General features: G+C 42.7%; 26 protein-coding genes. 1 reads left to right on the top strand and 25 read right to left on the bottom strand.

Features of this window, described 5'->3' with window-relative positions; all coding sequences use genetic code 11:
• Positions 1-274: 274 nt before the first annotated feature.
• The 15 genes from L1611_RS10510 to L1611_RS10440 form a co-directional block, all read right to left on the bottom strand.
• Positions 275-1,762: a flagellin N-terminal helical domain-containing protein gene (locus tag L1611_RS10510; protein ID WP_236313053.1), complete on the bottom strand. Its 1,488-nt coding sequence runs from the start codon at positions 1,760-1,762 to the stop codon at positions 275-277.
• 207 nt (positions 1,763-1,969) lie between these two features.
• On the bottom strand, positions 1,970-2,200 hold the full coding sequence (csrA, locus tag L1611_RS10505) for a carbon storage regulator CsrA (protein WP_236313052.1): 231 nt from the start codon (positions 2,198-2,200) through the stop codon (positions 1,970-1,972).
• The gene (gene fliW / locus L1611_RS10500) at positions 2,201-2,656 is read right to left on the bottom strand and encodes a flagellar assembly protein FliW (protein WP_236313051.1); all 456 of its coding nucleotides are present in this window, start codon (positions 2,654-2,656) and stop codon (positions 2,201-2,203) included.
• Between the two features lie 24 nt (positions 2,657-2,680).
• On the bottom strand, positions 2,681-3,232 hold the full coding sequence (locus L1611_RS10495) for a DUF6470 family protein (protein WP_236313050.1): 552 nt from the start codon (positions 3,230-3,232) through the stop codon (positions 2,681-2,683).
• A gap of 232 nt (positions 3,233-3,464) precedes the next feature.
• A complete protein-coding gene (gene flgL / locus L1611_RS10490) occupies positions 3,465-4,343 on the bottom strand; it encodes a flagellar hook-associated protein FlgL (RefSeq protein WP_236313049.1) in 879 nt (292 codons plus the stop codon).
• Positions 4,344-4,352: 9 nt separating this feature from the next.
• Positions 4,353-5,879, bottom strand: a complete 1,527-nt coding sequence (gene flgK / locus L1611_RS10485) for a flagellar hook-associated protein FlgK (RefSeq protein WP_236313048.1) — start codon at positions 5,877-5,879, stop codon at positions 4,353-4,355.
• Between the two features lie 18 nt (positions 5,880-5,897).
• Complete coding sequence (locus L1611_RS10480) at positions 5,898-6,401, bottom strand: flagellar protein FlgN (RefSeq protein WP_236313047.1); 504 nt, start codon at positions 6,399-6,401, stop codon at positions 5,898-5,900.
• 12 nt (positions 6,402-6,413) lie between these two features.
• A complete protein-coding gene (gene flgM / locus L1611_RS10475) occupies positions 6,414-6,677 on the bottom strand; it encodes a flagellar biosynthesis anti-sigma factor FlgM (RefSeq protein ID WP_236313046.1) in 264 nt (87 codons plus the stop codon).
• Between the two features lie 30 nt (positions 6,678-6,707).
• A complete protein-coding gene (locus L1611_RS10470) occupies positions 6,708-7,103 on the bottom strand; it encodes a TIGR03826 family flagellar region protein (protein ID WP_236313045.1) in 396 nt (131 codons plus the stop codon).
• A gap of 89 nt (positions 7,104-7,192) precedes the next feature.
• On the bottom strand, positions 7,193-7,891 hold the full coding sequence (locus tag L1611_RS10465; RefSeq protein ID WP_265738427.1) for a ComF family protein: 699 nt from the start codon (positions 7,889-7,891) through the stop codon (positions 7,193-7,195).
• Positions 7,888-9,384: an ATP-dependent helicase ComFA gene (locus L1611_RS10460; protein ID WP_236313043.1), complete on the bottom strand. Its 1,497-nt coding sequence runs from the start codon at positions 9,382-9,384 to the stop codon at positions 7,888-7,890. Before L1611_RS10460 ends, L1611_RS10465 begins: the two co-directional genes overlap by 4 nt.
• A 34-nt stretch (positions 9,385-9,418) precedes the next feature.
• Entirely contained in the window at positions 9,419-10,270 is an 852-nt protein-coding gene (locus L1611_RS10455) for a DegV family protein (RefSeq protein ID WP_236313042.1), read from the bottom strand.
• 243 nt (positions 10,271-10,513) lie between these two features.
• Positions 10,514-11,884, bottom strand: coding sequence for an alpha/beta hydrolase family protein (locus tag L1611_RS10450; RefSeq protein ID WP_236313041.1), 1,371 nt, complete (start codon positions 11,882-11,884; stop codon positions 10,514-10,516).
• A gap of 383 nt (positions 11,885-12,267) precedes the next feature.
• On the bottom strand, positions 12,268-12,975 hold the full coding sequence (locus L1611_RS10445) for a response regulator transcription factor (RefSeq protein ID WP_236313040.1): 708 nt from the start codon (positions 12,973-12,975) through the stop codon (positions 12,268-12,270).
• Positions 12,972-14,126, bottom strand: coding sequence for a sensor histidine kinase (locus tag L1611_RS10440; RefSeq protein WP_236313039.1), 1,155 nt, complete (start codon positions 14,124-14,126; stop codon positions 12,972-12,974). The genes L1611_RS10445 and L1611_RS10440 overlap by 4 nt, the downstream gene beginning before the upstream one ends.
• 250 nt (positions 14,127-14,376) lie before the next feature.
• On the opposite strand from L1611_RS10440, the gene L1611_RS10435 reads away from it, so the two are divergent.
• Positions 14,377-15,021, top strand: coding sequence for a YigZ family protein (locus L1611_RS10435; RefSeq protein ID WP_236313038.1), 645 nt, complete (start codon positions 14,377-14,379; stop codon positions 15,019-15,021).
• A gap of 385 nt (positions 15,022-15,406) precedes the next feature.
• On the opposite strand, the gene L1611_RS10430 is transcribed toward L1611_RS10435, so the two are convergent.
• The 10 genes from L1611_RS10430 to L1611_RS10385 are packed head-to-tail and all read right to left on the bottom strand — an operon-like array spanning position 15,407 to position 26,202.
• Positions 15,407-16,027, bottom strand: coding sequence for a hypothetical protein (locus tag L1611_RS10430; protein ID WP_236313037.1), 621 nt, complete (start codon positions 16,025-16,027; stop codon positions 15,407-15,409).
• A complete protein-coding gene (locus L1611_RS10425) occupies positions 16,020-17,504 on the bottom strand; it encodes an O-antigen ligase family protein (RefSeq protein ID WP_236313036.1) in 1,485 nt (494 codons plus the stop codon). Before L1611_RS10425 ends, L1611_RS10430 begins: the two co-directional genes overlap by 8 nt.
• 30 nt (positions 17,505-17,534) lie before the next feature.
• The gene (locus L1611_RS10420; RefSeq protein WP_236313035.1) at positions 17,535-18,245 is read right to left on the bottom strand and encodes an N-acetyltransferase; all 711 of its coding nucleotides are present in this window, start codon (positions 18,243-18,245) and stop codon (positions 17,535-17,537) included.
• Positions 18,246-18,263: 18 nt separating this feature from the next.
• Positions 18,264-19,373 carry a DegT/DnrJ/EryC1/StrS family aminotransferase gene (locus L1611_RS10415; protein WP_236313034.1) on the bottom strand — a complete coding sequence of 370 codons (1,110 nt, stop codon included), beginning with the start codon at positions 19,371-19,373 and terminating at the stop codon, positions 18,264-18,266.
• A gap of 20 nt (positions 19,374-19,393) precedes the next feature.
• On the bottom strand, positions 19,394-20,515 hold the full coding sequence (locus L1611_RS10410; protein WP_236313033.1) for a glycosyltransferase family 4 protein: 1,122 nt from the start codon (positions 20,513-20,515) through the stop codon (positions 19,394-19,396).
• Positions 20,516-20,519: 4 nt separating this feature from the next.
• Positions 20,520-21,767, bottom strand: coding sequence for a glycosyltransferase family 4 protein (locus L1611_RS10405; protein ID WP_236313032.1), 1,248 nt, complete (start codon positions 21,765-21,767; stop codon positions 20,520-20,522).
• A 40-nt stretch (positions 21,768-21,807) separates the two neighbouring features.
• Entirely contained in the window at positions 21,808-22,860 is a 1,053-nt protein-coding gene (wecB, locus tag L1611_RS10400) for a non-hydrolyzing UDP-N-acetylglucosamine 2-epimerase (RefSeq protein ID WP_236313031.1), read from the bottom strand.
• A gap of 16 nt (positions 22,861-22,876) precedes the next feature.
• Positions 22,877-24,217: a nucleotide sugar dehydrogenase gene (locus L1611_RS10395; RefSeq protein WP_236313030.1), complete on the bottom strand. Its 1,341-nt coding sequence runs from the start codon at positions 24,215-24,217 to the stop codon at positions 22,877-22,879.
• Between the two features lie 18 nt (positions 24,218-24,235).
• Positions 24,236-25,285, bottom strand: a complete 1,050-nt coding sequence (locus L1611_RS10390) for a Gfo/Idh/MocA family protein (RefSeq protein ID WP_236313029.1) — start codon at positions 25,283-25,285, stop codon at positions 24,236-24,238.
• Positions 25,282-26,202 carry an NAD-dependent epimerase/dehydratase family protein gene (locus L1611_RS10385; RefSeq protein WP_236313028.1) on the bottom strand — a complete coding sequence of 307 codons (921 nt, stop codon included), beginning with the start codon at positions 26,200-26,202 and terminating at the stop codon, positions 25,282-25,284. The genes L1611_RS10390 and L1611_RS10385 overlap by 4 nt, the downstream gene beginning before the upstream one ends.

Raw genomic sequence — 26,202 nt, 5'->3', positions numbered from 1 at the left:
CCCTTGTTTTAAGGGGCTGGGCACTTCGAATGGTATTCCCACCCTACAGTCCTCATCATCATAGCTTTTAGCCTTAGATAGTCCGACTTAGTCGTTGAACCTTCTCCAGAGTTTCCTCACAGGAGCTTGGCTGCTGATTATCCAATCTCTCTCATTTTCAAACCTTCACGCGTGCCGTTTACAGCTACGTTGTGGTTGAGAGAGTTTAAGGAAGTTCCAGCAATTCACCCAGTTATACTCTCATCCGTTACCAGATAAGACGCCCTTCAATCAGTTACCTTAGAAGTTGTAAAACTCCGTTCGGAAGCTGATTTGATTGAGCCAACATTGCTTGTGCTGCTTGAGAAAGAATAGAATTCTTTGTTTGCTCCATCATTTCCTTTGCCATGTCTACATCACGTACACGAGACTCAGCAGCAGTTAAGTTTTCGGAAGATGTGTTCAAGTTGTTAATTGTGTGCTCTAAACGGTTTTGATAAGCACCTAATTTAGAACGTTCAGTAGACACTGTTTCAATTGCAGTGTTAATAGCTGTGATAGCTGTATCTGCTGCAGATTGAGATGAAATGTCAATACCGCCAGCAACATTAGCGTCAGCTGTTTTTGCTCCACCAGCAAATGTTGCTTCTGATGAAGAACTAATTCCAATATCAATAGTAGCTGCTGCAGAACCAGTAACAGCTCCATCTAGATTAACAGTTAGACCTTGGTTTGCCGCACTTGTGAACGTAGCAGAAGTAGCTGTATCTTTTACAATAACATCTTCTGACCCTATTGTTAATTTCACTTCATCATCAGCTAAACCTGCTGTAGTTGCGGCAACGTCTGTACCTCCTGCAACAGCAGTAGCATCACCAGTTGCAGTTAAATTAATATTTGCTCCATCTAATGCCGACTGTAATTTAGCAGCCGTACTACCAGCTGCAGCTACATCTGAAGAATAGTTAATTGTAATTGTTTTTGCAGTTGAATCAATAGCAGCAGTTACATCAGCACCAGCTCCACCAGTTTTAGTAACTGTTATTGTATAATCGTTATACTCTGAAGAATTTGAGGTAGATGCCAAAGATGTTCCAGTAATTCCTAAATCGGCAGCACTCCAAGTAGTTTTTGCAGCAGTATCATCAGCACTTAATGTTAATGAAGCTCCATCAGTAAGTGCTGTGCCTAGAGTACCGCTTAGTGTTGCTCCTGTTACATCTGTAGCTCCTGAAACTTTAGCAGACTGAACATCTCTAGTTACACCTAAAGACTTAGCGTCCATAGCTCCAATAGTTAATTCTAAATTTTGGCCTGCATTTGCACCAATATGGAAAGTTGCAGCTTTTACATTGTTATCATCAACAGCACCATTTAAAAGAGATTTTGTGTTAAACTCAGTATTATTAGCAATACGAGTAATTTCTTCTGCTAATTGGTCAACTTCCTTTTGAAGTTCAGAACGGTCAGCATCAGTATTAGTATCGTTTGATGATTGAACAGCTAGTTCACGCATACGTTGTAGAATAGAATGAGTTTCATTTAATGCACCTTCAGCTGTTTGGATGAAAGAGATACCATCTTGAGCATTTTTAGAACCCATTTCTAAACCACGAATTTGTCCGCGCATTTTTTCAGAGATTGCTAGACCAGCTGCATCATCTCCTGCTTTGTTAATACGAAGACCTGAAGATAGTTTCTCCATTGATTTACCTTGTGCTGTAGATGCACTATTCAACTGACGATACGTGTTAAGAGCTGCGATGTTGTGATTAATTCTCATTATTAAATTCCTCCTTGAATTTTGTCGAACCACGTCCTTGTGGTTCTCTTATTTTCGAAGCATCAATCAAGTCGGCCGCCCTCATTGTTGCTTCGTTTACATTCTTTATATCGTCTTATTCATAGAGATCTTTAATATAAAATGCAAAAAAAATAAAAGGCTGTCCTCCACCCTTGATTTGGTAGAAAACAACCTGATTTTTTACTATTATTTATTCTTTACGATCCCTGACAGCTTCTTGATAAGATCTGAATCAACAGTTGCGGCACTGCTATTCTCCTCTTGAATTGCTAGATAGATTTCTTTTCTATGTATATCGATGTTTTTTGGAGCGTCTATTCCTATCTTAATTTGATCTCCGTCGATACCGAGCACTTTCACTTCAATATCTTCACCGATTTGAATGGATTGATTCAGTTTTCGAGTTAAGACAAGCATTTAATTCTCCCCCTTCGCTGCTGTATGGGGCTGAGAAAACAAAGTGTGTCTTGTCTGATATTGGTCATCATTTAAAACGATCTGCTTACCAGAGCTATTTTTTATATTTAAGACAATCGGTGCCTTCAAATTGGCTGTCGTTTTTTCAAAAGGGTCCTGTACAGTTAAAATGACAAACACAGCCACTTCTTTTTCCTCTTTGATCTCTAATTGTTCTGTTACATTATCGGGAAGATTAAACTCGTAATCTTTAAAAAATAGAAAAGGATTGGTAATGACGAATGCCAGGTTTGAATTTTTTACAGCTTGCAAAATACTCAATGCTGTATCTTCATCTCCAAATGGCAGAATAACAAACTGTTTTTCATCAATAAAACCAGGAATACCCTGGTCAAAGGCTACAATGTCTTTCTCTTCAATTTCTACTTCTCCAAAGTACTTCGTATTTATTTTCATCATTTATCCACCACACTCTTTTTATTAGACAAAATTAATCGATACAGAGTTTCTCTGACGTAAAAAAACGTCTACTTTACCCGGTTGATAGGTATGCTCAGGTTTCTTGGCAACCGTCTCAATGTTCGGTTTGTTGACTTGTACATCAATATCGACATTGGCTGGCCAATAATTCAGCTTTACACTACCTGCCGATGGAATCCAACCGATGTTCCACTCTCTCATTTCCCCTCCACTGTTTACACGTGCTTGTTCTGCAATCGGATTACCACCGTTTTCAATCCTCATTAACTGGTCGCCTTCTTGAGCCCGTCGTGCAATACCAGAAAGAAGATCCTCCCGCCCTAAATGTGCTGCTTCTTCCGTACGAACAAAAACACTTTTTAAATCCATATCGTTCCAAGCCTTTGTCTGGTCGATAGTCATTATCCCTTTTGTCGTTTTTACATTGAGATCTGCTTTTGGTTGTTGAATGGATTGCTCTGCCTTTGGTTGCCTGATCTGTTGTACGCCTTTTGTCGTTTCCAAACCGATTAAAGCAGGCTGCGACTGTATTCGAATTTGGGGGATTTGCATTAGATCACCTCTTTAGCAGAAAAAAGCTATCTTGCGAGATAGCTTTCATAGTCACTTGAAATCAATAGTAGACGTTATAGAAACAAGGAGGTCGAGGCACAATGGTTTTGAAGACCGGAAATGAAACCGGCTAAAATCATCACGTCCTGTGACAACGCCGGTTCTAGTACTTCCTGTACGTCGGAGGACCGGAAAAACCGAGTAACAATGAAATCCGAAGTTTATAGAACGTCTATCGTAGAAAGTCCATTAATGTTGGCTGGATGATCCTCGCACCTGCTGCTAGAGCAGCTCGATGGATACTTTCCTGAGTCTTTAGATCGGTGATGACGCGTTCCATATCTGCATCTTCATTGTCCGATAGAATCCGGCTTGCAATGACTTCTTGCTCAGCCACTCGGTCGCTGATCATCTCAACCCTGTTGTAGCGTGCACCAAGTTCTGCTCTTTCTGCTGTATTGTTATCCATGTGGGTATCTAAGTTAGATAGATATGCACTGATTTCGTCTTCAGATGCACCATTCTCAAGTTTTTCTACTAAATCTTTAAGATCAGTAAAAAGACCCTGTGAAAATACATTGCCCGGTGTGATATTTGTCCTGACCTTGATCCCTTTGGATACTTCAATTTCAACTGGATTGTCATTCGCGGTAGCAGCTATTGCTCCATCACCCGTAACTGGTGCTTCCGTTGTATTATTCCCATTAAAAATATACTTCCCGGCAACCTTTGTATTGGCGATATCAATCAAGTGATCGCGAATTTGGCTGATCTCTTTCGCAATCGCTGACCGTTGTCCGTCTTCGTATGTTCCGTTACTCGCCTGCACGGTTAGCTCACGGATCCGGTGCAATGCTTGTCCTGCTTCGTCCAAGGCTGCATCTGAATTATCCATCCAGTTGTAAACCTCAGATAAATTCCTCTTGAATTGCTCGACCTCCGTCAGGTTAGTACGATATTCCATCCCTTTCATCGCTACGACAGGGTCATCAGAAGGTCTGTTAATACGTTTCCCTGTTGCAAGCTGGTCCTGGTACTTCCCCATCCGCTCATAGCTTTGGCTTAAATTACGAAGCATATTTCCTGTCAGCATACTTTGCGTAACACGCATCCTCTATCCCTACCTTCCTACTCGACCCATACCGTTGATGATCCGATCAAGCATTTCATCGATACTAGTGATATTTCGTGCAGCTGCATTATACGCATGCTGGAACTGCATCATTCTAGTCATTTCCTCATCTAATGATACACCGCTCACAGATTGTCTGCGTTCCTCCACAGATTGCTTCAAAGTCTCGGAGTTATTCATTAAACGGTTCGCCTGCTGAGTATCAACAGCCATTTTACCAATGACACCTTCGTAAAAGCTTTGTACTGTCGCTTCCCCAGAACTGAACTCAAACTTCGAATCCTTCACATCGGACAGCAACAACGCGTTGCTTCCATCACCGGAAAATCCATCTTTAGAAGCTGCAATGTTATTCAGTCCGCCCGTATCAGTAATGTCACCATGTAACTTGATGAGTGAGGCTGATCCCTGTGTATCAGCTAATTCATCGAAAAACAACTCCCCGGTGTTCTGGCTTGGCACGTTATTCGGATCTAATCCATACCCACTCGAATGGACTTTGTTAAATTCAACGGCAAACTGATACGCCATTTCATCAAGCTTCGACAACATATCAGGGTAAACGTCATTATGTGCTTCCATCTGACCGAGCAATTTCCCCTTAGAAGTGAAGCTTCCAATCTCAGTGTTATTATTTGTCGGGGTTCCATCCTTGCCATACTCCGTCAATGTAACCGTGTTGGTTTTCCCATCTTCATAACCAACAGTGAGTTTATTCCAATTAAGCTTCTCCCCATCAACGAGAGTACCGATCGGTTTTCCACTGTCATCCACCAATTCGATCGTGTACTTCCCTTCAGCAATCTCAAGATCATCTCCGCCGCTGTCCACTTTCTTAACCTTCACATTTGCGAGTTCGGACAATTGATCGACTAACAGATCACGCTTATCATACAAATCATTCGGCAAGTAACCGTGAGGCTCCAACTCTCCGATCTGCCTGTTCAAATTGTTGATCTGTTCTGCAATGGAGCTGATCGTGTCGGCTGAGTTGTCAATTTGCAGCTTGATATCCTCTTTGATTGAAGTCAATGAACCTGACAAATAGTTGAATGTTTCAGCAAGTGCCTGTCCACGTTCCCTCACGACAGAACGAGCTCCTGAATTTTCAGGGTTGACCGCTAGATCCTGCAAAGACTGCCAGAAACGATCCATCGTTTTTCCTAATCCATGGTCAGATGGCTCATTCATGATTTCTTCCATCTTTTGAAGGGCATCACTTCGTGCAGACCAGTAGCCTGACTTCGTATTTTCCCCACGGAACTGAACGTCAAGAAAACTTTCACGTACACGCTGCACTGAACCAGCTTCGACCCCTGTCCCGAGCTGGCCTGGAATCTGTGGTCGATTCCGTCCCGGTGCCGGGAATGCTTCCGTCTGTGTAAAATTGACGCGCTGTCTCGAGTATCCAGGGGTGCTGGCATTTGAAATATTGTGTCCAGTCGTATTCAGTGCGCTTTGATGGGTCCGTAATCCTCTGAGTGATGTTTCAAGTCCGTGAAACGTAGAAGACATGATGTTTTGCCGCCTTTCCTATGCTTTAGAATCAAATATTGATCGGGATTTCTGATATCCGTCCTGTTTGGTCGTCTGGCCAGGCCGTCTGTAATTCGCTGTCGGTTTCTTCGGTTCCATCAACGATAAGGAAGCATTGACGAATTGCAACGATTGCCTCGTCAGTTCATGGTTCAGTTCATTCTGTTCCTGAAGCTGCTGAATCGTCTGCTTCAGCTGATTTTGTACCTGAATCAGCTTCGCTTGCCCTTCATGATTATAAAAACGTAATAACTGGGATAGTGAAGGGTTTTCGTCCACGACAATTCCTTGTGTGTTCAAAAGGACTTCCACTTCACGGACGCGATCATTTTCTATACGTTCAATCGTTTGGATGCATTTATTTTCTTCGCTCAATAGCTTGTCCAACACTTTAATGTCGTTCTTTTTCAACGCTTCCGTTTTTTGCACGGAAAGGTCTAGAAGCAATTTGTGCTGATGATGTAAATCGGACAGCAGTCCGACCATACGATCCACTTTCATACGCTCACACCCTTAGCTCTTCGTCCAAAAGTCGAAGAATTTCTTGGCTACCTTCCCAGAATCAACGTGGTAATTTCCAGATTCGATATCCTTTCTTAACTGTTCGATCTTTTCAGTGCGTTCTTTTGAAACACTGTTATTTTTCTGCATCTCCAGCGCTTCTTTAGAAATTTGGATTTTATCTTGCTTCACTTGCTGCTGTTGGTTCTCTGCCGGTTTATTCACCTGTTGTTTGTATGGGTTGTTTGAGATGTTTCCATATCGATTGATTTTCAATGGAATTTCCTCCTCACTTCCACGTTTGAATTATTTTTCTGTATGATAAGTAATGCGTTCCTCTTGAATGGATTTCCGGGCCGTTTTTTCATGTATTCTCAATTCGTTCTTCATATCACCATTACAGTCATCACAGATCCGTCCATTGTGAATGTTTTTTCCACAACGTTCACATGGATAAGCAATGTTCCGTAATTGATGTGCCCTGATCCGACCTTCCTTTACAAATCGGATGATCGTTTTCTCAGGTACACCGGTCCCTTCATGGACTTCCCACAAAGATGCTTCTCGGTTCACTTTCTTGCGGATGAATTTATAAACGAGCTCGTACATTTTTTCTTTCTCTTTAAAACATACGTCACATACTTGTCTAAAAGCCTTTACAAAAATACGGTTGCATTGCGGGCAATTGGCTAACTCAGCCATAGATGCTCTCTCCTTCAATTCTACTATATCTAGTACATATATCGGACACTAAAATTGAAAGTTTAGCCTTTTCCTTTGTTTAGTAACAATTACCCCCTTGCTACTGTAAAAGACGAGACTTTTCGGGCACCATGATCTAGTAAAATCTTCCCTGCAGCTTCTACGGTCGCTCCGGTTGTATAAATATCATCAACTAAAGCAATGGATTTTCCGTGAACTTCTGAGCCCGTTTTAAAAGAAAATAACGTCCGATTTCCAAGCCGATCCAACCTGGATTTCTTACTCTGCTTTTCTTCATGTAACGGTCGTGCCAAAGCATCCAACATTGGGATATCAAGCAAACCAGCGATCAAAACACTCTGATTGAATCCACGCTCAAAGTGCCTTTCTTTACTAAGAGGGATCGGTACCAAAATAGAGTCACGAAACTCCTTATTAAAAAGAGTTTGCAAGCCGCTCTTAAATGCTTTAATTAGTTCTGCATCTCCACGATATTTGAACTGGGCCATAAATTCCTGTAAGAAAGAGTTGTATTGCAACAAGGAGCGATTTTTGCTTATTGAGCGGCCTTTTTGGTTCCATTCGACACAGTCTGAACATAGATCATTTTGACGGTATTTCTCGGGAAATAGCGAAAAAGCTCGACCGCACTGCCGGCAAATCTCTCCTTCGATAAAAACGAGCTCCCCCCGGCAATCCTCACACAGTAAAGGTTCATGATCTAAACCGAACAAATCCCTCCATCCAATTGATGTAACAAATATACTTTTGCAATAAAGGCATTTCATTTGTCAATCTCTCTGGAGGATCGGCTATTATGCTGCTCAATCGTCTTTTTCGCTGATGCCATCGCTTTTGTTTTTCCAAAATGGAAATAGGTGACTTCACCATAAGGATCTTCAATACTTCGTCCCACCCTCCCAGAAATCTGCACGAATGCATTAGAGGTGAATACCTCATGGTCAGCACCGAATACCGCAACATCGATTTCCGGAACAGTAACCCCCCGTTCAAGAATAGTCGTTGTTATCAGCATGGTTATCTCTCCTTTACGAAATCGGTTTACTTTCTCTTTCCGCTCCGGATCCTCTGCATGGACAAAATCGACTGAATCACTTTTCAGACATTCATATACATCATTTAAAACCTTCACCGTCGGAACGAACAGGAAACATTGCCGGCCGCTATCCAGTTTTCTTTTCACCCACTCCGTCAAGACCTTTGGCACGTATCCCTTCTTCAATCCTTTCTTCCAGTTCCCGCACCACGTAAACTCGGGTACTGGCAAAGGATAACCGTGAAACCTTTTCGATATGTGGATGACATCTAACTCTTTCCGTCTGACACGCGCCAATAGATCTTCAGAAGGGGTAGCTGATAAGTAAATACGAGCAGCTTCATCCTTACAAGCTTTTTCAACCGCAAACTGGAGCGTTTTATCATACGAATACGGGAAAGCATCAACTTCATCAACAATCATGACATCAAAGGCTTTTTCAAAACGGAATAATTGATGGGTTGTTGATAAGACAAGTGGAGAAGCTCTGTCCATACTCGAGTGTCCGCCATAGAGGGCTTCCACCTGGGTATTTGGGAAAGCTTGTTCAAATCTCGGAAATAGTTCCATCACCACATCGGTCCGCGGAGTAGCAAGACATACACGCAACCCTTCCCGCAATGCTTTTTCAATACCTGCAAAAAGAATCTCAGTCTTGCCAGATCCGCAAACCGCCCATACCAGGATTTCCCCAGCATGCCCGATCAACTCATACACTCTTTCAGAAGCGGACGATTGGAGCTCCGATAACTGACCGTCCCATCGTAAAATCGGTTCCTCTACATGGAAACCAGTTGCTGGGCCAGCCCACCGTATGAGTGGAGTACATTGGCTGATCCTTCCCATCATGATACAGTTCCGGCAATAAGCACACTCCTCTTTACAGCGGTAACAGGAAAAAGTAGCGAACAACTCCTTGTCCTGGTTGCCGCATCTTCGACAGGATAATCCATGTTCTTCTTTTGTTATTCCTTTTTCATATTGAATGAAACCATGTAAATAGTGAGCCTGGATCGTTTGGAGCGGGAAAGGAATTTCATCTAACAGGAGGAGCCGACCGGTAAAAAATGCTTGAAGATCAGGGTCGAAATTGAAATCAGACTGGAGTGGTGGATAAGGCAGTTCAGTTAATTTGCTGATTGGAAATAGTGAGGTGCTTTGATTAGCTAGAGGCTCGGGACATAGGAAGGGACCGAGTTTAGTAGGAATGGTGGCAAAACGCATCAGTTCCGCCACCGGTATGAAATAGATGAGTGCATTATTCTTTAATCCAAGTCAGTCCGATACTGCCTTCACCCAGGTGGGTTCCAATTACCGGACCAAAATATGTGATGATGACTTCTGCATTGGGAAAATCACGACGTAATTCCTCCGAATAGCCCTTAGCCTCTTCCTCCCGGTTGGCGTGGATGACAGAGATTTGTGCTGTTTCATCCTTCCCAAGATTCTCATGAATCAGTTCAAACAAACGCTTGATGGCTTTTTTGCGGGTTCGGATCTTCTCAAATGGGACGATCTTTTTATCGACGAACTGCAGGACAGGCTTGACCTGGAGCAGATTCCCGACAAAAAACTGTGCGCTGTTTAAACGCCCGCCTCGATGCAAGTGGCTCAGGTCATCAACCATGAAGTAAGCTGGAATGCCCTTTGCACGTATCACTTTCAGCCGAGATAGAATGACTTTAGCAGCTTGCCCTTGCGCTGCCATTTTCGCTGCCTCTAGCGCAAAGAACCCTTGCGGCATGCAACTGATTTCAGAATCGAAGACCTCAACATGGATCGAGTCGACCATCGTTTTTGCAGATACGGCGCTCTGGTACGTGCCACTGATTTCACTTGAAAGCGTGATGACGATCGCATCGGTATACCCTTCCTCAGCAAGTTCGCCATAAAGGTCTGCGAACAAACCAACTGCTGGCTGTGACGTTTTCGGCAGGTTCCCGCCTTCACGGACTTGAAGGTAGAAATCATCTGCAGTCAATTCGGTTTCTTCCTGGTACGATTCATTCTCAAAAATGACATTCAATGGTACCATCCTGATGTTGTATTGCTCCCGCAGATTTTTCGGCAGATAAGAAGTGCTATCTGTAATGATTGCGACTTTGTGCATACACTTATATTCCTTTCGATTTATTTACCTACACTATGTATTTGACTAAAACGACGAATCACCTTCCCTATTTTACTGGAATAACATTAAAATAAACATGTAAAATCGAAAAAGGGGCGGTCCCATTAGTGGTTGACTCTCACCGTCCCTAGCAACATTTTGAGAAAAAGTGTGTTTTTGAAACAAAATGTTGTGTGGTGGTGTCTGACACTATTGTTTTGGGACAGCCCCTTCTCCTGATGCTTATTGGATTGTACAGCTATTGACTACATCATCTGATTCAGGATGTTCTATAAACTGGTTTTCTGGCGGTTTTTCCTTATCCTCGACCCATTGTTCCATCAACTCGAACGATTCCCTGTAGCAAGGCAGGATCGGCCGGAGTTTATCTGGATGCTGGTCATAAAGTGAATCAGTATGAGTACCATCTTCTATCGTATAATACCGATGTTTATTGTTTCTTTCCCCGTTTTCCTCGATCATTCTTGTATAAACATCTGAGTCCGTTTTGATGGGAAGGAGTGTATCCATGGTTCCGTGAAGGGTGATCATCGGCTTTTTGATTTTTCCTGTCAGTGCTACTTTGTCAATCGCCTCTTTCACGAATCCCTTCCTTTCCTCATAATTATAATCAGCATCACAATTTGGTGTCCCTGGTTGACAATATGGGATGCCTGCTTCTAGTTCACCATCATAAGTAGGATCAAGCTCTTCCCTGTAAATCCGTTGTGTCAAATCCCAGTAGACACTGTAGTGATAGTCCCATAGGAACTCAGATCCTGGCTCAAAACCAGCTTCAAGCATTTTTTTATGTGCGTCCTCACTACCCAATTTGAATTCGGGATAATACGTGAGAGCAGTCGGTAAATACTGAAGCAAATTGTGGTCTTCTGAAAAAAGCGTCCCTTCCCAATCTACTCCGCCATCAAATAAATCCGGCGAATTTTCAATCGCATAACGAGTCAAGTAGCCACCATTGGAAATCCCTGTCATGTATGTAAATTTTGCTGGCTTTCCATAGTATTGTTTTATTGTTTTCTTTGCAGCGACCGTCAACTCTCTTACTCGGTCATGCCATTCTGCTATTGCATCCCCAGGCTTATCTCCATCCTTGTAAAATTGCAGCCCTGTATTGCCTTTGTCTGTCGAGGCAAAAGCATATCCTTTGGAAAGCACCCAATCGCTGATAATAAAGTCATTTGCATACTGTGCTCGATTTCCCGGAGCCCCTGTGATGACAAGTTTACCATTCCAGTTATCAGGCAAGCGGATGACGAACTGTGAATCATGGTTCCAGTTATTGTTCTTGTTTGTTGTGGATGTGTCCGGGAAGTAACCGTCGATTTGGATTCCTGGTATCCCAACTGGGTTAGACGTACCTGCCGCGTGTAGCCCTGCCCAATCATTCGGGTTGGTATGTCCTGTCAATACCAGACCTTCAGTAGATAGGTCATCCAGGCAAGCGATCTTTTGTTTTTCTGCACCTGGCACTGAAACTCCATCTGCATTTTCACATTCATTTGAAACAGATTGATTTGACGCATTTACACCTTGTTGGAGCAGAAATGGAGTCGAAAATAAACAGATGATGAACATCAAACGTATAAACTTCATTCCAACATTCTCCCTTCACATTAGTTACTTGAATCTTTTTACAAATGAGAGCTAGATTCCTGCACATCTTCTGGCCTATCTTTTTGAATATCTACATAAGAAAAACCTGAATGGAGAAAAAACCATCTCCACTCAGGTCTTTTTTTGTTAGAGAACATCCGATATTTTATATTCACCACCATGAATTCCTTTGTAATACTCTGGATACATCTTTCCTCGATTCACACGAAAAAACTTAGGCGGGATCGGATCGCCTTGAATTGTTCATCTGGTATGTGGCACACAAGTCTCGTAATAATTCTTCTACACTCATGGTCTCACACTTGTCTTTCCCGTTTGTAAAAAAGAACCTTCTGGCACGCCAGAAGGTCCATCATAAATACTTAATTCACTTTCACCCAGCCGTTTTTGATTGCTTCAACTACCGCCTGGGTACGGTCGTTCACGTTCATTTTCTGCAGGATGTTGCTTACATGGTTTTTGACAGTCTTCTCACTGATGTATAGAGCCTCTCCAATCGAGCGGTTACTCTTCCCATCAGCGAGCATTTGCAAGACCTCACACTCACGCCGTGTTAAAATGTGAAGCGGTTTACGGTACTCAACTTCTTTAAAGCCGACCTCTCCGCCTGAATTCCGGCCGTGCGTTTTGATACGGCGGAATTCACTCAACAAATTCACGGTTACTTTCGGGTGCAAATAAGCTCCACCGTCAGCAACAACTTTGACAGCTTCAATCAACGAATCTGCATCCATTTCTTTCAACAAGTAACCAGACGCACCAGTTTGTACCGCATGCGTTACATATGCCTCATCATCATGAATGGATAGGATGACGACTTTGATATCTGGAAACCTTTCAACTAAACGGCGTGTCGCTTCAACACCATTAATGTTCGGCATGTTGATATCCATCAGAACAACATCCGGATAATGGGATTCAATCAGATCTACAGCTTCTTGTCCATCGTCACCTTCAGCTACTACTTCGAAATCCTCTTCCATGTCTAGAATCCGTTTGACGCCCTCACGGAACAATTTATGGTCGTCAATCAATACAATCTTCGTTTTCACGGCGTTTACTTGTGTCATTTCCATGCCTCCTGCTTACTTAATGGTAGTTGTATGAATATCATTGTTCCCTTTCCAGGGGTGCTCTCGATTTGAATAGTGCCATCTAATAAATCGACTCGTTCCTTCATCCCGATGATTCCGAATGATTGGTCTTTTCTCTCTGTCTTATTGAATCCAATCCCATTGTCCCGGATGAGAATCGACAACTGTTCCTGAAATTCGACCTTCACCTGGATTTCATCTGCTTTGGCGTGCTTACAGGCGTTTTGAACAGATTCCTGAATCAGCCGATAGGTGGCAACCTCCATTTTTGGAGGGAGCCGACGCTCATTTCCGAGACACCTAAAATGTATGTTGATCCCTGTAGATTCAGAGACGGTACGAAGGTATTTTTCCAACGTTGGAACAAGCCCTAGATCGTCCAACGCCATCGGCCTTAGATCATAAATGATCCTGCGCACTTCAATCAAGGCACTTCTGACCATTTGCCTTAAATCTTGTAATTCTCTACGTGCCTCTTCGACACCTTTTTGCATATATGTTTTTTCTATCAATTCAGAACGCAAGAGAACGTTCGCTAGCATTTGAGCTGGACCGTCATGAATCTCCCTTGAAACCCGGCCTCGCTCTTCTTCTTGGGCTTCAATGATTTGTAAGCCGAAATCCTGTTTTTCTTTTGCGTCCCTGACAATATCACCGACTTTTCGCAAATCACTGTCAAGGTAACTTAAAACAACACTGATCTGGTTGACCAAACGTTCTGCCCGTTCAACGGTTTCTTCCAAAATGAGGAGCCTGCGTTCGATATCATCCCTGCGCTCACGTAACGCTGCTTCCTTCTGCCGTGTAGAAATCAACTCCACTTGAAACTGGCTAGCCGATTCATAGGTTTGCTTGATTTCTTCTTCCCCATACCGCTCGAAGTGTTTACTGACTTCCGCTAGCTTCGACCGGGAGAGCCTCGACTTTGTTTCTAGCAAGTCCCCTCGTCGAATCGTTTCTAAAACAGCTTCACGAATGCCTTTCAATTCTTTTGATAAACGTTCAAATTCTTCTCTAGATTGTTCGCCAATATCAAAGATTTGTTCTTTACTCTCAGTAACGGTGGAGATCGTTTTATCCAGGATAGCGTCAATACTGCTTGGATCAAACGTTTTTGTAGGATTCATAATTTCATCTACCTCCAATTGCCTCCATACTACTGTAACGAACAATCCCCTTTAGGCACTAGGTCCTTCTTACCCATTTAACCAAAAAGTCCTATATCCAAAATTTTCCCCTAGTATTATTACACATTTCGAAATAGTTTTGGAATTTATGACTTTCTTACTCAATTTTTTTCTTTAATTTCTAGAATTTGATGGGAGATTAGTCCAGATATATAATTGATAAAAGAATCAACCAATCTGGAGGTTTTATATGCTCTTATCATATTATACCGTAAAAGGTTACGGAGAACACGAAATAAACATTCAAAAATCAAGATTTATCGCCTATATACAAAGGGCCGAAACCGAACAGGAAGCCCAGGGTTTCATCCAATCGATCAAAAAGAAACATCACGATGCCAATCATAATTGCTCTGCATACCTTATAGGCGAAAATGACCAAATTCAAAAAGCAAATGACGACGGTGAGCCAAGTGGCACGGCTGGAGTCCCGATTTTAGAAGTTTTAAAAAAGAGAAAATTGAAAAATACCGTGGTAGTAATTACCCGTTACTTTGGGGGAATCAAACTTGGTGCAGGAGGACTGATCCGTGCATACGGGACTTCTACATCAGAAGGGCTGAATACAGCTGGAATTGTCGAGAGGAAATTGATGGCCATCATCGTTTTTCAAGTAAATTACTCATTGTTGGGTAAATTCGAAAATGAAATAAGGAATTCATCGTATCCGCTCAAAGCTATCAATTATTCAGACGACGTTGAATTTCAAGTATGTGTACCAGTTGATGAACGAGAGAACTTCATTGAATGGGTTACAGATCTATCCAACGGAAATATAAAAATAGCAGAAACAACCGAAAAGGAGTATATGGAACAACCGGTCACTGTCGATTAGAAAAGCGAAAACGCCCTGCTCAGCCACGAAGGTCACTAGAAGACCGACGAGGGGGCTGTAGCCGCCGCAGGAGGACTAAAGTGATCCAAGTGGTTGGGTGTTGAAGCTAGACAAAGAAAAGCGTAAACACCCTGCTCAGCCACGAAGGTCACTGGAAGTCTGACGAGGAGGCTCGAACCAAACAAAGTTCGGTTCTGCGTGGGTAAATCCCTCGATCTAAATCAATGTGTTGCCGCCGCAGGAGGACTGAAGTGATCCAAGTGGTTGGGGGTTGAAGCCAGACACAAAGAAAAGCGAAAACGCCCTGGTTAAACACGCAAGGTCACTGGAAGCCTTGCGTGGAAAGTTTAGAAGATGGGAAGGGGGAATAACCTCTCCCCATCTTCTAATCCCGAAAGATTTCTGGTAACACAAGTAGAAAAGCAGCCAGCATCAAGCCGACGATCACACCAAAGATTCCTCTTTTCACAGTGCCACCATCCGTCGTTGTCACAACCAGTTCCTGGTGAATGCCCGTTTCTCTCAAATTCAATAATTCATCCGTGAGGGGTGGTAAGGATTCTGCTCCAGGGTTGTGTTCTTCCATATCAGAAATCTGCTTTTTCAGCATTTCTTCCTTTTGCTCAAAGACTGAACGGCTTTCCTCCAAAAGGCGATCCACGATCAGGTTCAAGCGATCTTCCACTTCGGCTTCATCATCACCAGAAAGGGTAAGGCTGAGAATCTTTCCTTCTTTCAATTCCACTGCCATACCTGAATAATCTTCCTCAGTAGAAGTCAATTCCTTTAGATATTTTTCCGTTTTTAAGTTTTCTGCCATCAGTTTGTCATTCGTCAAAATACTGTCCTGGAAGTTACCAAGGACGATTTCTACATTTGCTGTACTGACGGCAGGTTCTTTTGCTGCCATATAATACGAAATAGCTCCCGTTAAAATTGGAATCAAGAGCAATAGCCACAATTGTTTTTTGATTCTTACCTTGGTTCTATCGATCATCTCACGCATAGTCTTCAAAGGCTCCCTCACGCCGTTTTTTCAACTGCATATAATTCAAAAACCCTAATCCAAAGGCAAATAACAACCATGTGTAGCTTAGCGTCATAATCGAGCTCGGACTTATACTTGCAATCGAAAAGACGATGAGGCCAAGCAAAAGTGCTTCACTGATCATTTTTTCAGAACTGCTTTTAGATTTTGTATTCAGCTTAAAAAGCTTGATGATGATTGCCATATAGAGCAGTAAATAACAAGTGAAAATGAAGATCCCGTAATTGACCATGATCTCAGCCCACCAATTATGTAAATTCGTCTGGCCGTATGTCGGGTAAATACTTACATTTTTAATATAATACTCCGCATTACCTGCTCCTATACCAAACCCATATGTATCCCGAAGAAAAGCCATTCCATTCCGCAAAAGGTTTTTCCTGATGTCTACTGAGCCTTCCTCAACCCCCGGCCCACCAACTACACTCCAAATTTCAGCCATGATGCTTTCTACCACTGAAGAAACCCGATCAAAGAATAATGCCACTCCGATAAAAATAGCACCCGTACCAATATAAAGAGTCCTGACCTTCTGTTTAAAAGTCGTTAAAAATACGAACCAAACACTGAATCCTAGCAAAATGGCGATGATGCTAGCACGGGAAGTACTGACCAGGATCAAATACAATCCAGCGAATGTCGTAAACAGTCCTAAGCCTTTCATTATAATTGTTTTTGCATGGTTAAAAAGTGCAAAGCTGAAAAATATTCCGATAACCATGAAGCTGGCAAAGTCATTTTCGTTCGTAAAAACCGCTGACGGTCTTCCTCTTATATACTCAGGCGCCGTCATCAGCCTGGAAATAGGCAGATGCTGATGTGTCAGGTGATTCCAAAACCCCAGCAAGATGAAAAGCAGAACCGCACCGATCCAAAGATAAAAGAAGACGATGTAATCCCGTTCTTTATAAAAGAAATAGATGACAAACAAGATTGTCAATATTCCTGAAGTCAAGAAGATGAAATCCCTGACACCATGGGTGAACGATCGTGTCCAAACTAGCGATAATAGACCATAGCCGAGCCAAAACCATAAAAAATAAAGAGCGGGTTTAATATAGATCGAATGGACAGACAGTTTATGCTTCGGCTTGATAATTTCCTTTAAAAACAGCATCCCCATCAACATCAAAAAGATTCGGTAAGGGAAGAAGCTTATCGGACCTATTCCGACATTGAAAATTCCCGGTCCAATAAAGAAGCTCACAATCAGCAAGTAAAGCAGCATCGTTGTTAATGGGATTTTATACTGAATGATCACCTTTAAAATATAAAGGCAGCCGAGAACAGTAATAACGAAAATTCCAGCCCAGATCGGATCATTCCATGAGTCCACTCTAAAAACATTTTGTATGGACCAGCCAAGGATAACGGAAAAGAGGATTGCCAGGACGATTTGATTCATTTTGGTGTATGCAGCTTCTAAGTTCCTCATGGTAAACCCCTTCTAATCCTGATATTACTTTTATTGGTTCCGAAGCAATTGATTCTCTGGGACATGCCGAAGTTTCTTTGCAGGTGATCCTACAACCAGTTCTTCTTTACCGACATCTTTCGTCACGACACTCGCTGCTGCCACAGTCCCATCTTCATGGATCGTTTTTCCGGGTAAGATGGTAGAATTTGCTCCGACTCTACCTCCGTCCTTTATTGTAACGCCTTTGAATTGATCATATCGCTCTTTTGATCTTGCCATGTAATTGTCATTCGTCGTTACCACATAAGGTGCTATGAAGACATAGTCCCCTAATTCAGAGTAAGCTGTTAAATAAGAATTGGTCTCCAGCTTACACTTTGTACCTACCTTACAATCATTCTCGATAGCCACACCTCTGCCGACAATCGTCTTTGCACCGATTGTCACCCTTTCGCGGATAGTAGCCAGGTCCGCGACAAAGACATCCTCTGCTATTTCAGCATTTGCGTAGATGATAGAGGATGTACCTATCGTACATCCCCCACTGATTTTAGCAGGGGGTAACTTTTTTACATCTGGGAGGGTCGAGTTTTTGGCTCGTGTCGGCTGTTTTCCGATTATGACATTATCTTGGATCAACACATGATCTCCGATAATAGAACCTTCATAAATAACGACATTATTCCCGATTGTTACATTCTTACCAAATGAAACATTCTCTTTGATGACGACATTTTCTCCAAGTGTCGGTGTGGACATACTATGACCTCACTTCTTTTACTTATAAAATTTCTGTATCATATCGACGACGTATTCCTGCTGCTCTTTTTTCAGTTCAGGAAACATTGGTAAAGACAGCACTTCATCACAAGCCTTCTCTGTTTCTGGCAGGTCGCCTTCTTTATATCCTAATTCAGAAAAAACCGGCTGTAAATGGAGTGCCTTCGGGTAATAAATCATTGACGCCACCCCATTTTCCTTCAAAAAAGCTTGCAACTCATCCCGTCTCTCAACACGGATCGTATACTGGTGGAAAATGTGATTGTTATGTTCTTCGATGAACGGAATAACAACCTTTTCTCCGACTTTTTCATTCAACATTTCAGTGTAGGTTGCAGCAAGGCGTTTCCGTTGTGCACTCCAATCATCGAGATGAGGAAATTTTACATTAAGGATCGCCGCTTGAAGTTCATCTAACCGGCTATTGTATCCAAGAATATGATGATAGTACTTCGGCTTGCTTCCATGAACACGGATCACCCGCATCGTTTCGGCTATCTCATCGTCATTACTGACAACCATCCCGGCATCTCCATAAGCACCAAGGTTTTTTGTCGGGAAAAAACTGTAGCAGGCAGTTGTTCCAAACTCCCCAGGCTTCTTCCCTTTATATTCAGAACCGATTGCCTGTGCAGCATCCTCTACAATTGAGAGGCCATGCTTATCAGCAATTTCAACAATCAGTTCCATATCTGCCATTTGGCCATACAAATGAACAGGAATGATGGCTTTGGTTTTGGATGTTACTGCCTCTTCTATATTTTCAGGATTGATATTATACGTTTGTGGATCAATATCGACGAATACAGGCTTAGCACCGATTCTTGCAATAGCACCTGCAGTCGCAAAAAACGTGAAGGCTGGACAAATCACTTCATCACCAGCTTCCACGCCACAGCCTAATAAAGATATATGAAGTGCATCACTTCCATTCGCAACACCTACACCGTGCTTTACGTTACTATATTTCGCTATTTCGGATTCAAGTTTTTTGACATTGTCCCCTAAAATGAATCTGGAAGAAGACATAACTTCCTCGAGCGCCGCGTTAATTTCTTGTTTCAAATTCAAGTATTGCTCACTTAAGTCCAGCATAGGTACATTCATTGCCGAAAACCTCATTTCAATCAATTTAAGTTGTTATATAACTGAATTAGCCTTTCACTCTCTTTTTTCCAATTGTATTTGTCAGCAACAGCTCTTCGTCCATTCTCTCCCAACCTGATGCAACGTTCAGGATCATCCAGCAATTCAAGAATGGCTCTTGAGATTTCTTCTTCATCCAATGGATCGACACAAATTCCACAATCATTATCTTCTACAATTTCTTTCCAAAGCGGGAAGTTTGAAGCGATTACGGGTAAGCCTGCTGACATATACTCGAACATTTTTATCGGCAAGGAGACGACAAAGCGTGGCTCAGGATGCAGCAGGACTAATCCGACGTGTGAATCCGATAAGGCTCGCTTTACTTCTACACGGGATAAAAACCCTCTATAATCGACATACTTCCACCCTGGCAATTGTTCTACCTCATCTCTAAGTGTAGGTGGTGCAAAACTCCCGCCCAGGATCAGATGGGTATTCCGGATTTGATTGACCCGCTCTATGGAGTTGATCATCTCGATAATCCCTCTTAGACGATAAATCCCGCCTAGATATACGACTTTCCCAGTATCACCACTGGCCGATATATCACTGGAATGATCCTCGTCCATCAATTCACTGAGGATCGGATAATTATGGATCGTCACCGTGTTTTGATTGTATACACGGAATTTTTCTGCGATATAAGGTGTTGCCGTCACGACTGCATCGAATTTCCCGGAAGCTTTCTTTTCATATGACGCAAATCCTTTCGACATGAGCCTCCGGGCTTTTTTCGGGATCCATTGTTTCGAAAGAATCTGTTCTGGCACATCCTCATGAACATCATAGATCACTTTTTTCCCAAGTTTCTTCAATTTCAATCCGATCGGAATCAATTCAGGATCATGAAAATGATAGACATCAGCGTTTTCCGATTTCGCAGCTTCGAAAACAGCGCGGGTCGTTTTCCTTATCCGCTGGATTGGGTGTCTCGAATTCGATGGAACACCAACAATTTTTACACCATATTCGGTTCGATTCTCTTCATTCGGAACAATATAGGTAACGTCATGTTCCACCTTTGCAAGGGATTGGCACTCTTTGATGACAATCCTTGTATCCAACCCCGAATGAACAGAAGTCAAATGGCAAATCTTCATGCGATCAACAACTTTCCAAAATTTCCACAGTCTCTTCTTTAAGGTTTTCTTCGAGATCATCGACAATACTTCTCCAGGAATACTCCCTTTCCACAAATCGCCTTCCGTTCCAGGAAAGTTCTTCATACTCTTCCTTACTCATTGCAGCACATTGAATCACTGTTTCAGCAAGGTTTTCCGGATTTTCAGGTTCCGTGATGATTCCGCACTTGTTCTGGGTGAGCAGTACTTCGCTCTCTCCAACCCCAGAGAAAATCACCGGGACACCTGAAGATAACGCAGGGAAAATTTTCGATGGTCGAGCCCCTTTAAATAAATCGATATTTTTCAATGTGACGAGACTGAAATCCGTTATCGAATAGAGATCCGGCATCTCACTGACTGGCACAGGATCATGGAAAATGACATTACGCAGTTCCATTTCTTTCGCCATTTCGATGATTTTTTTCTTTTCAGGGCCATCACCGATGAAGAGGAACGCGATATGAGTCATTCCTCGCTTCTGAACAAGCTCAGCCGCCTTCAACACGGAATCCAACGCCTGTGCATAGCCCATTCGACCTGCGAAAGTGAACACCTTTTTATCAGTCAAGTCCAGAGACTGTAAACGTTCTTTATTTTCTTCGCCAGGCGAGAACTGGTCGGTATTGACCCCATTCGGCAGTAGGAAGACATCCTCTTCTTTTTTTCCTTGCTTGATCATGTATTCCTTAATTCCTTCTGTCGCGGTTGCGATTTTCCATGCTTTTTTGTAGAGGAATTGTTCCAACTTTTCCGCAAACCGGATACAGGCTTTATTTTTCAAGATACCGAGTTCCACTGCAGACTCCGGCCAAATGTCAGCAACATTGAAGATGAATTTCGCACGCTTCAATTTTGAAGCGATATATCCTGTTATCCCCAGAAACAAAGGAGGGGAGGTGCAGATGATGACATCTGCAGGTTTTGCTTTGAATACAGAATACAAAGCACTGAGTGTAAAAGAAAAATAAGATGCCAGACGTCGGATGAAACTCCCTTTCGGAGATGGATAGATCCACGTACGATGTACAGGGATTCCGTCATAGTGTTCAAACTCGTAGAATTTGCCTTTATATTCTTCAGGAATTTCACCATGCGGGTGATGAGGAAATGCAGTCAGTACCTCTACCTGATGTCCGCGGGCGATCAATTCTTTCCCAACTTCATATAACCTGATTTGAGGCGCTCCCACTTCTGGTGGAAAGTTTTCACTTAATAATATGATTCGCATTCCAATCCCCTCGCTTGTCGAGTGACTTATTAAACGGTATTTATTTTAGTTTTCCTACGATTTTCTCGGCTGCATTTGCTGAACCGAAATATGGTTTATATGACGGCTTCACTTCTTTTAACACCGCACGTACGATTTCTGCTGTATCCGTACCGACCAGGGTATTCGCTTCATCTTCAAGCGTTTCAACCCACTCAGTCTGTTCCCGCATCGTGACACATGGAACTTGCACGAAATAGGCTTCTTTCTGCACTCCGCCTGAGTCCGTTAAAATCTTTTTTGCATTCGTTTCGAGCTTCAACATGTCGAGATATCCGACTGGCTCGATGATCTTCAAATTCTGGATTGAAGAAAGATCAAGCCCGTAATCCGAAATTTTATTTTTTGTGCGTGGATGGAGCGGCCATACCTTGATCTCTTCAATCTGTGCAAAGGCTTGTAAAATATTCGCCAGCTTTGTAGGGTCATCTGTATTTTCAGCTCGATGCACGGTGATCAAATGATAAGAGTTCGCCTCGATCTGTTGTTTTTTCAAAATATCAGACTGTGATTCAGCAAGCTGACGGTTATATTCGACTGCATCATACATGACATCGCCGACATTGATAATTTTCGCGTTGACATTCTCATTCTCCAAATTCTTGACCGCCGTTTGAGTCGGACAAAACAAGTATTCTGATACATGATCGGTCATGATCCGGTTGATTTCTTCGGGCATTTGTTTATTGAAACTACGAAGTCCTGCCTCTACATGCACGACTGGGATGTGCAGTTTACAAGCCGCCAGGGCACCGGCTAAAGTTGAATTTGTGTCGCCATAGACCAGCACATAGTCGGGTGTCTCTGAAAGGAGTATTTCCTCAATTCTTTCAAGCATCCGGCCGGTCTGTTTTCCGTGTGATGAACTACCGATCTCTAAATTGAAATCTGGCGTCGGAATATTCAATTCCTCAAAGAAGATATCCGACATGTTCTGATCATAGTGCTGGCCTGTATGGACGATTTGTTCCGTATGATGTTTCCTTAACTCCCTGGATACAGGGGCAGCTTTTATGAACTGTGGTCTCGCACCTAAAATCGTGATGAATTTCATAACATATCCCCTATTTTTACAACTTGTAGTACTTTTTCGGCTTGGTGTATTCCTTCAGTGCATTACGTGTATCAAAAATGACTGGACTGACTTTTCCGATCATTTCATAATCGAATTGACTATGGTCTGTCGTGAGGAGAACAAGGTCTGATTCATGCAGCAGATCTTCAGATAATGAAACAGGCTCGATAATTTTCCCCCCAAGCTTAAATGATTTCACATGGGGATCGACCACGATATAGTCAGCTCCCTGTTCTTCCAGTTTTTCGAGAATTTCCAATACTGGTGATTCCCGGACGTCATCAATGTCTTTCTTATAAGAAACGCCTAAAACGACGACTCTCGATCCATTCAATGGCTTTTTCTCTTTATTAAGAATTTGCATAGCTCGTTCAAGTACAAATTCAGGCATACTATTGTTAATTTCCCCAGCGATCTCAATCAACCGGGTATGATAGTTGTATTCACGTGCTTTCCATGTCAGGTAGAATGGATCGATCGGGATACAATGACCGCCAAGTCCTGGACCAGGATAGAACGCCATGAATCCATATGGTTTTGTGGCAGCTGCATTGATGACTTCCCAAACATCGATTCCCATCTTATTGCAGAGAATCGCCATTTCATTTGCCAGTGCAATATTCAAATGTCTGAAGGTGTTTTCCAGGATCTTCTCCATTTCCGCTACTGAAGGGCTGGAAACTTCGTGGACATCACCTTCAAGCACATTCCGATAAAGGGCAGCAGCAATTTTCGTACATGCTGGAGTTATGCCCCCCACCACTTTCGGCGTGTTCTTCGTGTTATAAACTTTATTGCCGGGATCGACCCGCTCAGGAGAATACGCAATGAAAATATGCTCGCCACAGACTAAGCCTGTACTTTCTAAAATCGGTTTCAGCACTTCTTCTGTCGTGCCTGGGTAGGTTGTACTTTCCAGGACGATGAGCATTTCCGGATGCAGATGTTTCGCAATTTCTTTACCGGAGCTTTCTACATAGGAGGTATCTGGTTGTTGATAGGTATCTAAAGGGGTTGGTACACAAATCGCTACAGCATCCACTTCTTTTATGAGTGAATAGTCTGTCGTAGCTTTGATCATTCCGTTTTGAGTATATTTGGCTAATTCTTCATCTACGACATCGCCAATATAATTTACACCTAGATTGACCATATCCGTACGTTTCTTTTGGATATCGAAGCCGATGACGTTATAACCGGCTTTCGCTTTTTCAACTGCTAAAGGGAGCCCTACATATCCAAGTCCAACGACCCCGATTGTAGCCTTTTTACTAAGGATTTTATTTAATAGAGAGCTTGCATTACGATTTAATACCGCCTTTTCTGAAATAGCCATTGAACAATCCCTCGTTTCTTAAAGTTTGATTGGTCTATTGGTGTCAGCAGACTCATGAATTAATTTAACCGGGTTGTTACTATCTGCAGATTCATAAAGAGCAATAACTAATGCTAACGCGTTCTTTCCGTCTGTTCCTGTCACGATTGGTTCTCGGTCATTTTTGATCGCTTCTACCATATCTTCAATGATCCATTGATGCCCTGGTTTTCCAAATGGATCTGATTTGACTCGATCGATAAGATCATTGGAAACCTGATCATCCAAGCCTTCTATATTGAGGTGCTCAATCAAATTAGCCGTCGCCCCTCCGATTTTCAATGTTCCAGTTTCACCAAAAATACTCAGTGTTTCTTCGAGGTTCCTCGGGTATATCGTTGTGGCTGCTTCAATGACGCCTAGTGCCCCATTTTTGAAGCGAACTACACCTACAGAAACATCTTCTGATTCAATTTCACGAAGTCGAGTCGCCCCCATGCTGTAGACTTCATCCACTTCACCCATCAGCCATACGAGCAAGTCAAGATTGTGGATCGCCTGATTCATCAGGACCCCGCCATCCAATGATTTCGTTCCTCGCCATGGAGCCTGATCATAATAGGCCTGGTTTCTGTTCCAGCGGACGGTTGCATTGGCATGGCTCAGTTTTCCGAATTTGTTTTCATCCATCAGCTTTCTAGTCTCCATGATCGCTGGACGGAAACGATTCGGATGGACAACCGAAAGCTTCACATCGTTTTCTTTACTGGCAGTAATGATTCGATCCGCATCCTCTAATGTCAACGCAATCGGCTTTTCTACCACGATGTGCTTTCCAGCTTTAGCTGCTTTCACTGCAATATCCGCATGGAACCCGCTTGGTGTACAAATGTTGATCACATCAACATCTTCTTGTTCTAACAGCTCATCTAAATCCAGAAATCCTTTTACCTCATATTCTTCAAAGAAAGGGACCATCTTTTCTTGTACCGTGTCACAAACCGCATACAATGTCGCCGTTTCACTGTTCCTGATGGCTTCTGCATGTTTCTTAGCAATGTGTCCGCATCCTACAATAGCGAAATTCATGACTTATTGACTCCTTTATGCTCAAGTTCGTTGATCATGCTATTGATACCAGCCTCAACGGAATAGGCAGGAGCCCATCCTGAGGCATCAATGAATTTAGAGTTATCAAGACAGCTGCGATAAATGTCGCCTTTACGTGCATCTATATGCTCAGGCTGAGTATTTTTACCCATCGCTACAATCATATATCTACAGAGTTCATTGATTGTGATTTCCGTATTCGTGCTTAAATTGTAAATACCGCTTGGCGTATCTAAGGCATAAAGATGTGCTCTAGCAATATCCTCTACATAGATGAAGTCCCTCGTCTGATTACCATTCCCTTCGATCAAAGGGGTCTTCCCTTCGGCGAGTAGGTCGTAGAAAATCTTAATGACGCCGCCTTCACCCTTAGCTGTCTGCTTTGCCCCGAATACATTGGCATATCGTAAAATAACATAATCGATACCATAAAGTTGGCAAAGGACCTCGACATATTTTTCAGCGGCCATTTTCGATATCCCATATGGTGACATCGGTTCTAGAATACTTTCTTCTTTGATCGGCAACTGGTCATTATCTCCGTAAACTGCTGCTGAAGAAGCGAAGATCACTTTCTTAACATTCGCTTTTTTCGCGAATTCTACTACTTTAATAGTGCCGCCGATATTTTGGTCCATATCGAACAGCGGATCCTGAACGGATACAGGAACTTGGATTTGGGCTGCAAGATGAATGACAACGTCGATGTCGTCGATACCCTTCAGATCGGAAAGGTCTTGAATATCACCTTTATAAAAAGTATCATCATCGTCGATGTTGCTTTCGTTGCCAGTAGACAAATTGTCCACGATCAATACCTGATGCCCTTTTTCCTTCAAAAGATCCTTCGTGTATGTGCCTATAAAGCCTGCCCCGCCTGTTATTAAGACCTTCAT

The sequence above is a fragment of the Pseudalkalibacillus salsuginis genome (genome assembly GCF_021646685.1).
Classification (GTDB): Bacteria; Bacillota; Bacilli; order Bacillales; family Fictibacillaceae; genus Pseudalkalibacillus; species Pseudalkalibacillus salsuginis.
Note: the sequence above shows the minus strand (reverse complement) of the source record. Positions and strands in the feature narration are given on the sequence as shown.

What these genes read in the sequence shown, in the direction of transcription:
- L1611_RS10460 (WP_236313043.1), bottom strand. Translation starts at nt 9,384, where the DNA reads ATGCGTTTTGCCACCATTCCTACTAAACTCGGTCCCTTCCTATGTCCC.
- L1611_RS10465 (WP_265738427.1), bottom strand. Translation starts at nt 7,891, where the DNA reads ATGAAATGCCTTTATTGCAAAAGTATATTTGTTACATCAATTGGATGG.
- L1611_RS10425 (WP_236313036.1), bottom strand. Translation starts at nt 17,504, where the DNA reads ATGAGGAACTTAGAAGCTGCATACACCAAAATGAATCAAATCGTCCTG.
- L1611_RS10435 (WP_236313038.1), top strand. Translation starts at nt 14,377, where the DNA reads ATGCTCTTATCATATTATACCGTAAAAGGTTACGGAGAACACGAAATA.
- L1611_RS10415 (WP_236313034.1), bottom strand. Translation starts at nt 19,373, where the DNA reads ATGAATGTACCTATGCTGGACTTAAGTGAGCAATACTTGAATTTGAAA.
- csrA (WP_236313052.1), bottom strand. Translation starts at nt 2,200, where the DNA reads ATGCTTGTCTTAACTCGAAAACTGAATCAATCCATTCAAATCGGTGAA.
- L1611_RS10390 (WP_236313029.1), bottom strand. Translation starts at nt 25,285, where the DNA reads ATGAATTTCGCTATTGTAGGATGCGGACACATTGCTAAGAAACATGCA.
- L1611_RS10495 (WP_236313050.1), bottom strand. Translation starts at nt 3,232, where the DNA reads ATGCAAATCCCCCAAATTCGAATACAGTCGCAGCCTGCTTTAATCGGT.
- L1611_RS10510 (WP_236313053.1), bottom strand. Translation starts at nt 1,762, where the DNA reads ATGAGAATTAATCACAACATCGCAGCTCTTAACACGTATCGTCAGTTG.
- wecB (WP_236313031.1), bottom strand. Translation starts at nt 22,860, where the DNA reads ATGAAATTCATCACGATTTTAGGTGCGAGACCACAGTTCATAAAAGCT.
- L1611_RS10395 (WP_236313030.1), bottom strand. Translation starts at nt 24,217, where the DNA reads ATGGCTATTTCAGAAAAGGCGGTATTAAATCGTAATGCAAGCTCTCTA.
- L1611_RS10455 (WP_236313042.1), bottom strand. Translation starts at nt 10,270, where the DNA reads ATGCACAAAGTCGCAATCATTACAGATAGCACTTCTTATCTGCCGAAA.
- L1611_RS10450 (WP_236313041.1), bottom strand. Translation starts at nt 11,884, where the DNA reads ATGAAGTTTATACGTTTGATGTTCATCATCTGTTTATTTTCGACTCCA.
- L1611_RS10410 (WP_236313033.1), bottom strand. Translation starts at nt 20,515, where the DNA reads ATGAAGATTTGCCATTTGACTTCTGTTCATTCGGGGTTGGATACAAGG.
- fliW (WP_236313051.1), bottom strand. Translation starts at nt 2,656, where the DNA reads ATGAAAATAAATACGAAGTACTTTGGAGAAGTAGAAATTGAAGAGAAA.
- L1611_RS10430 (WP_236313037.1), bottom strand. Translation starts at nt 16,027, where the DNA reads ATGCGTGAGATGATCGATAGAACCAAGGTAAGAATCAAAAAACAATTG.
- L1611_RS10420 (WP_236313035.1), bottom strand. Translation starts at nt 18,245, where the DNA reads ATGTCCACACCGACACTTGGAGAAAATGTCGTCATCAAAGAGAATGTT.
- L1611_RS10480 (WP_236313047.1), bottom strand. Translation starts at nt 6,401, where the DNA reads ATGAAAGTGGATCGTATGGTCGGACTGCTGTCCGATTTACATCATCAG.
- L1611_RS10440 (WP_236313039.1), bottom strand. Translation starts at nt 14,126, where the DNA reads ATGAATCCTACAAAAACGTTTGATCCAAGCAGTATTGACGCTATCCTG.
- L1611_RS10470 (WP_236313045.1), bottom strand. Translation starts at nt 7,103, where the DNA reads ATGGCTGAGTTAGCCAATTGCCCGCAATGCAACCGTATTTTTGTAAAG.
- L1611_RS10405 (WP_236313032.1), bottom strand. Translation starts at nt 21,767, where the DNA reads ATGCGAATCATATTATTAAGTGAAAACTTTCCACCAGAAGTGGGAGCG.
- flgK (WP_236313048.1), bottom strand. Translation starts at nt 5,879, where the DNA reads ATGTCTTCTACGTTTCACGGACTTGAAACATCACTCAGAGGATTACGG.
- flgL (WP_236313049.1), bottom strand. Translation starts at nt 4,343, where the DNA reads ATGCGTGTTACGCAAAGTATGCTGACAGGAAATATGCTTCGTAATTTA.
- L1611_RS10445 (WP_236313040.1), bottom strand. Translation starts at nt 12,975, where the DNA reads ATGACACAAGTAAACGCCGTGAAAACGAAGATTGTATTGATTGACGAC.
- L1611_RS10385 (WP_236313028.1), bottom strand. Translation starts at nt 26,202, where the DNA reads ATGAAGGTCTTAATAACAGGCGGGGCAGGCTTTATAGGCACATACACG.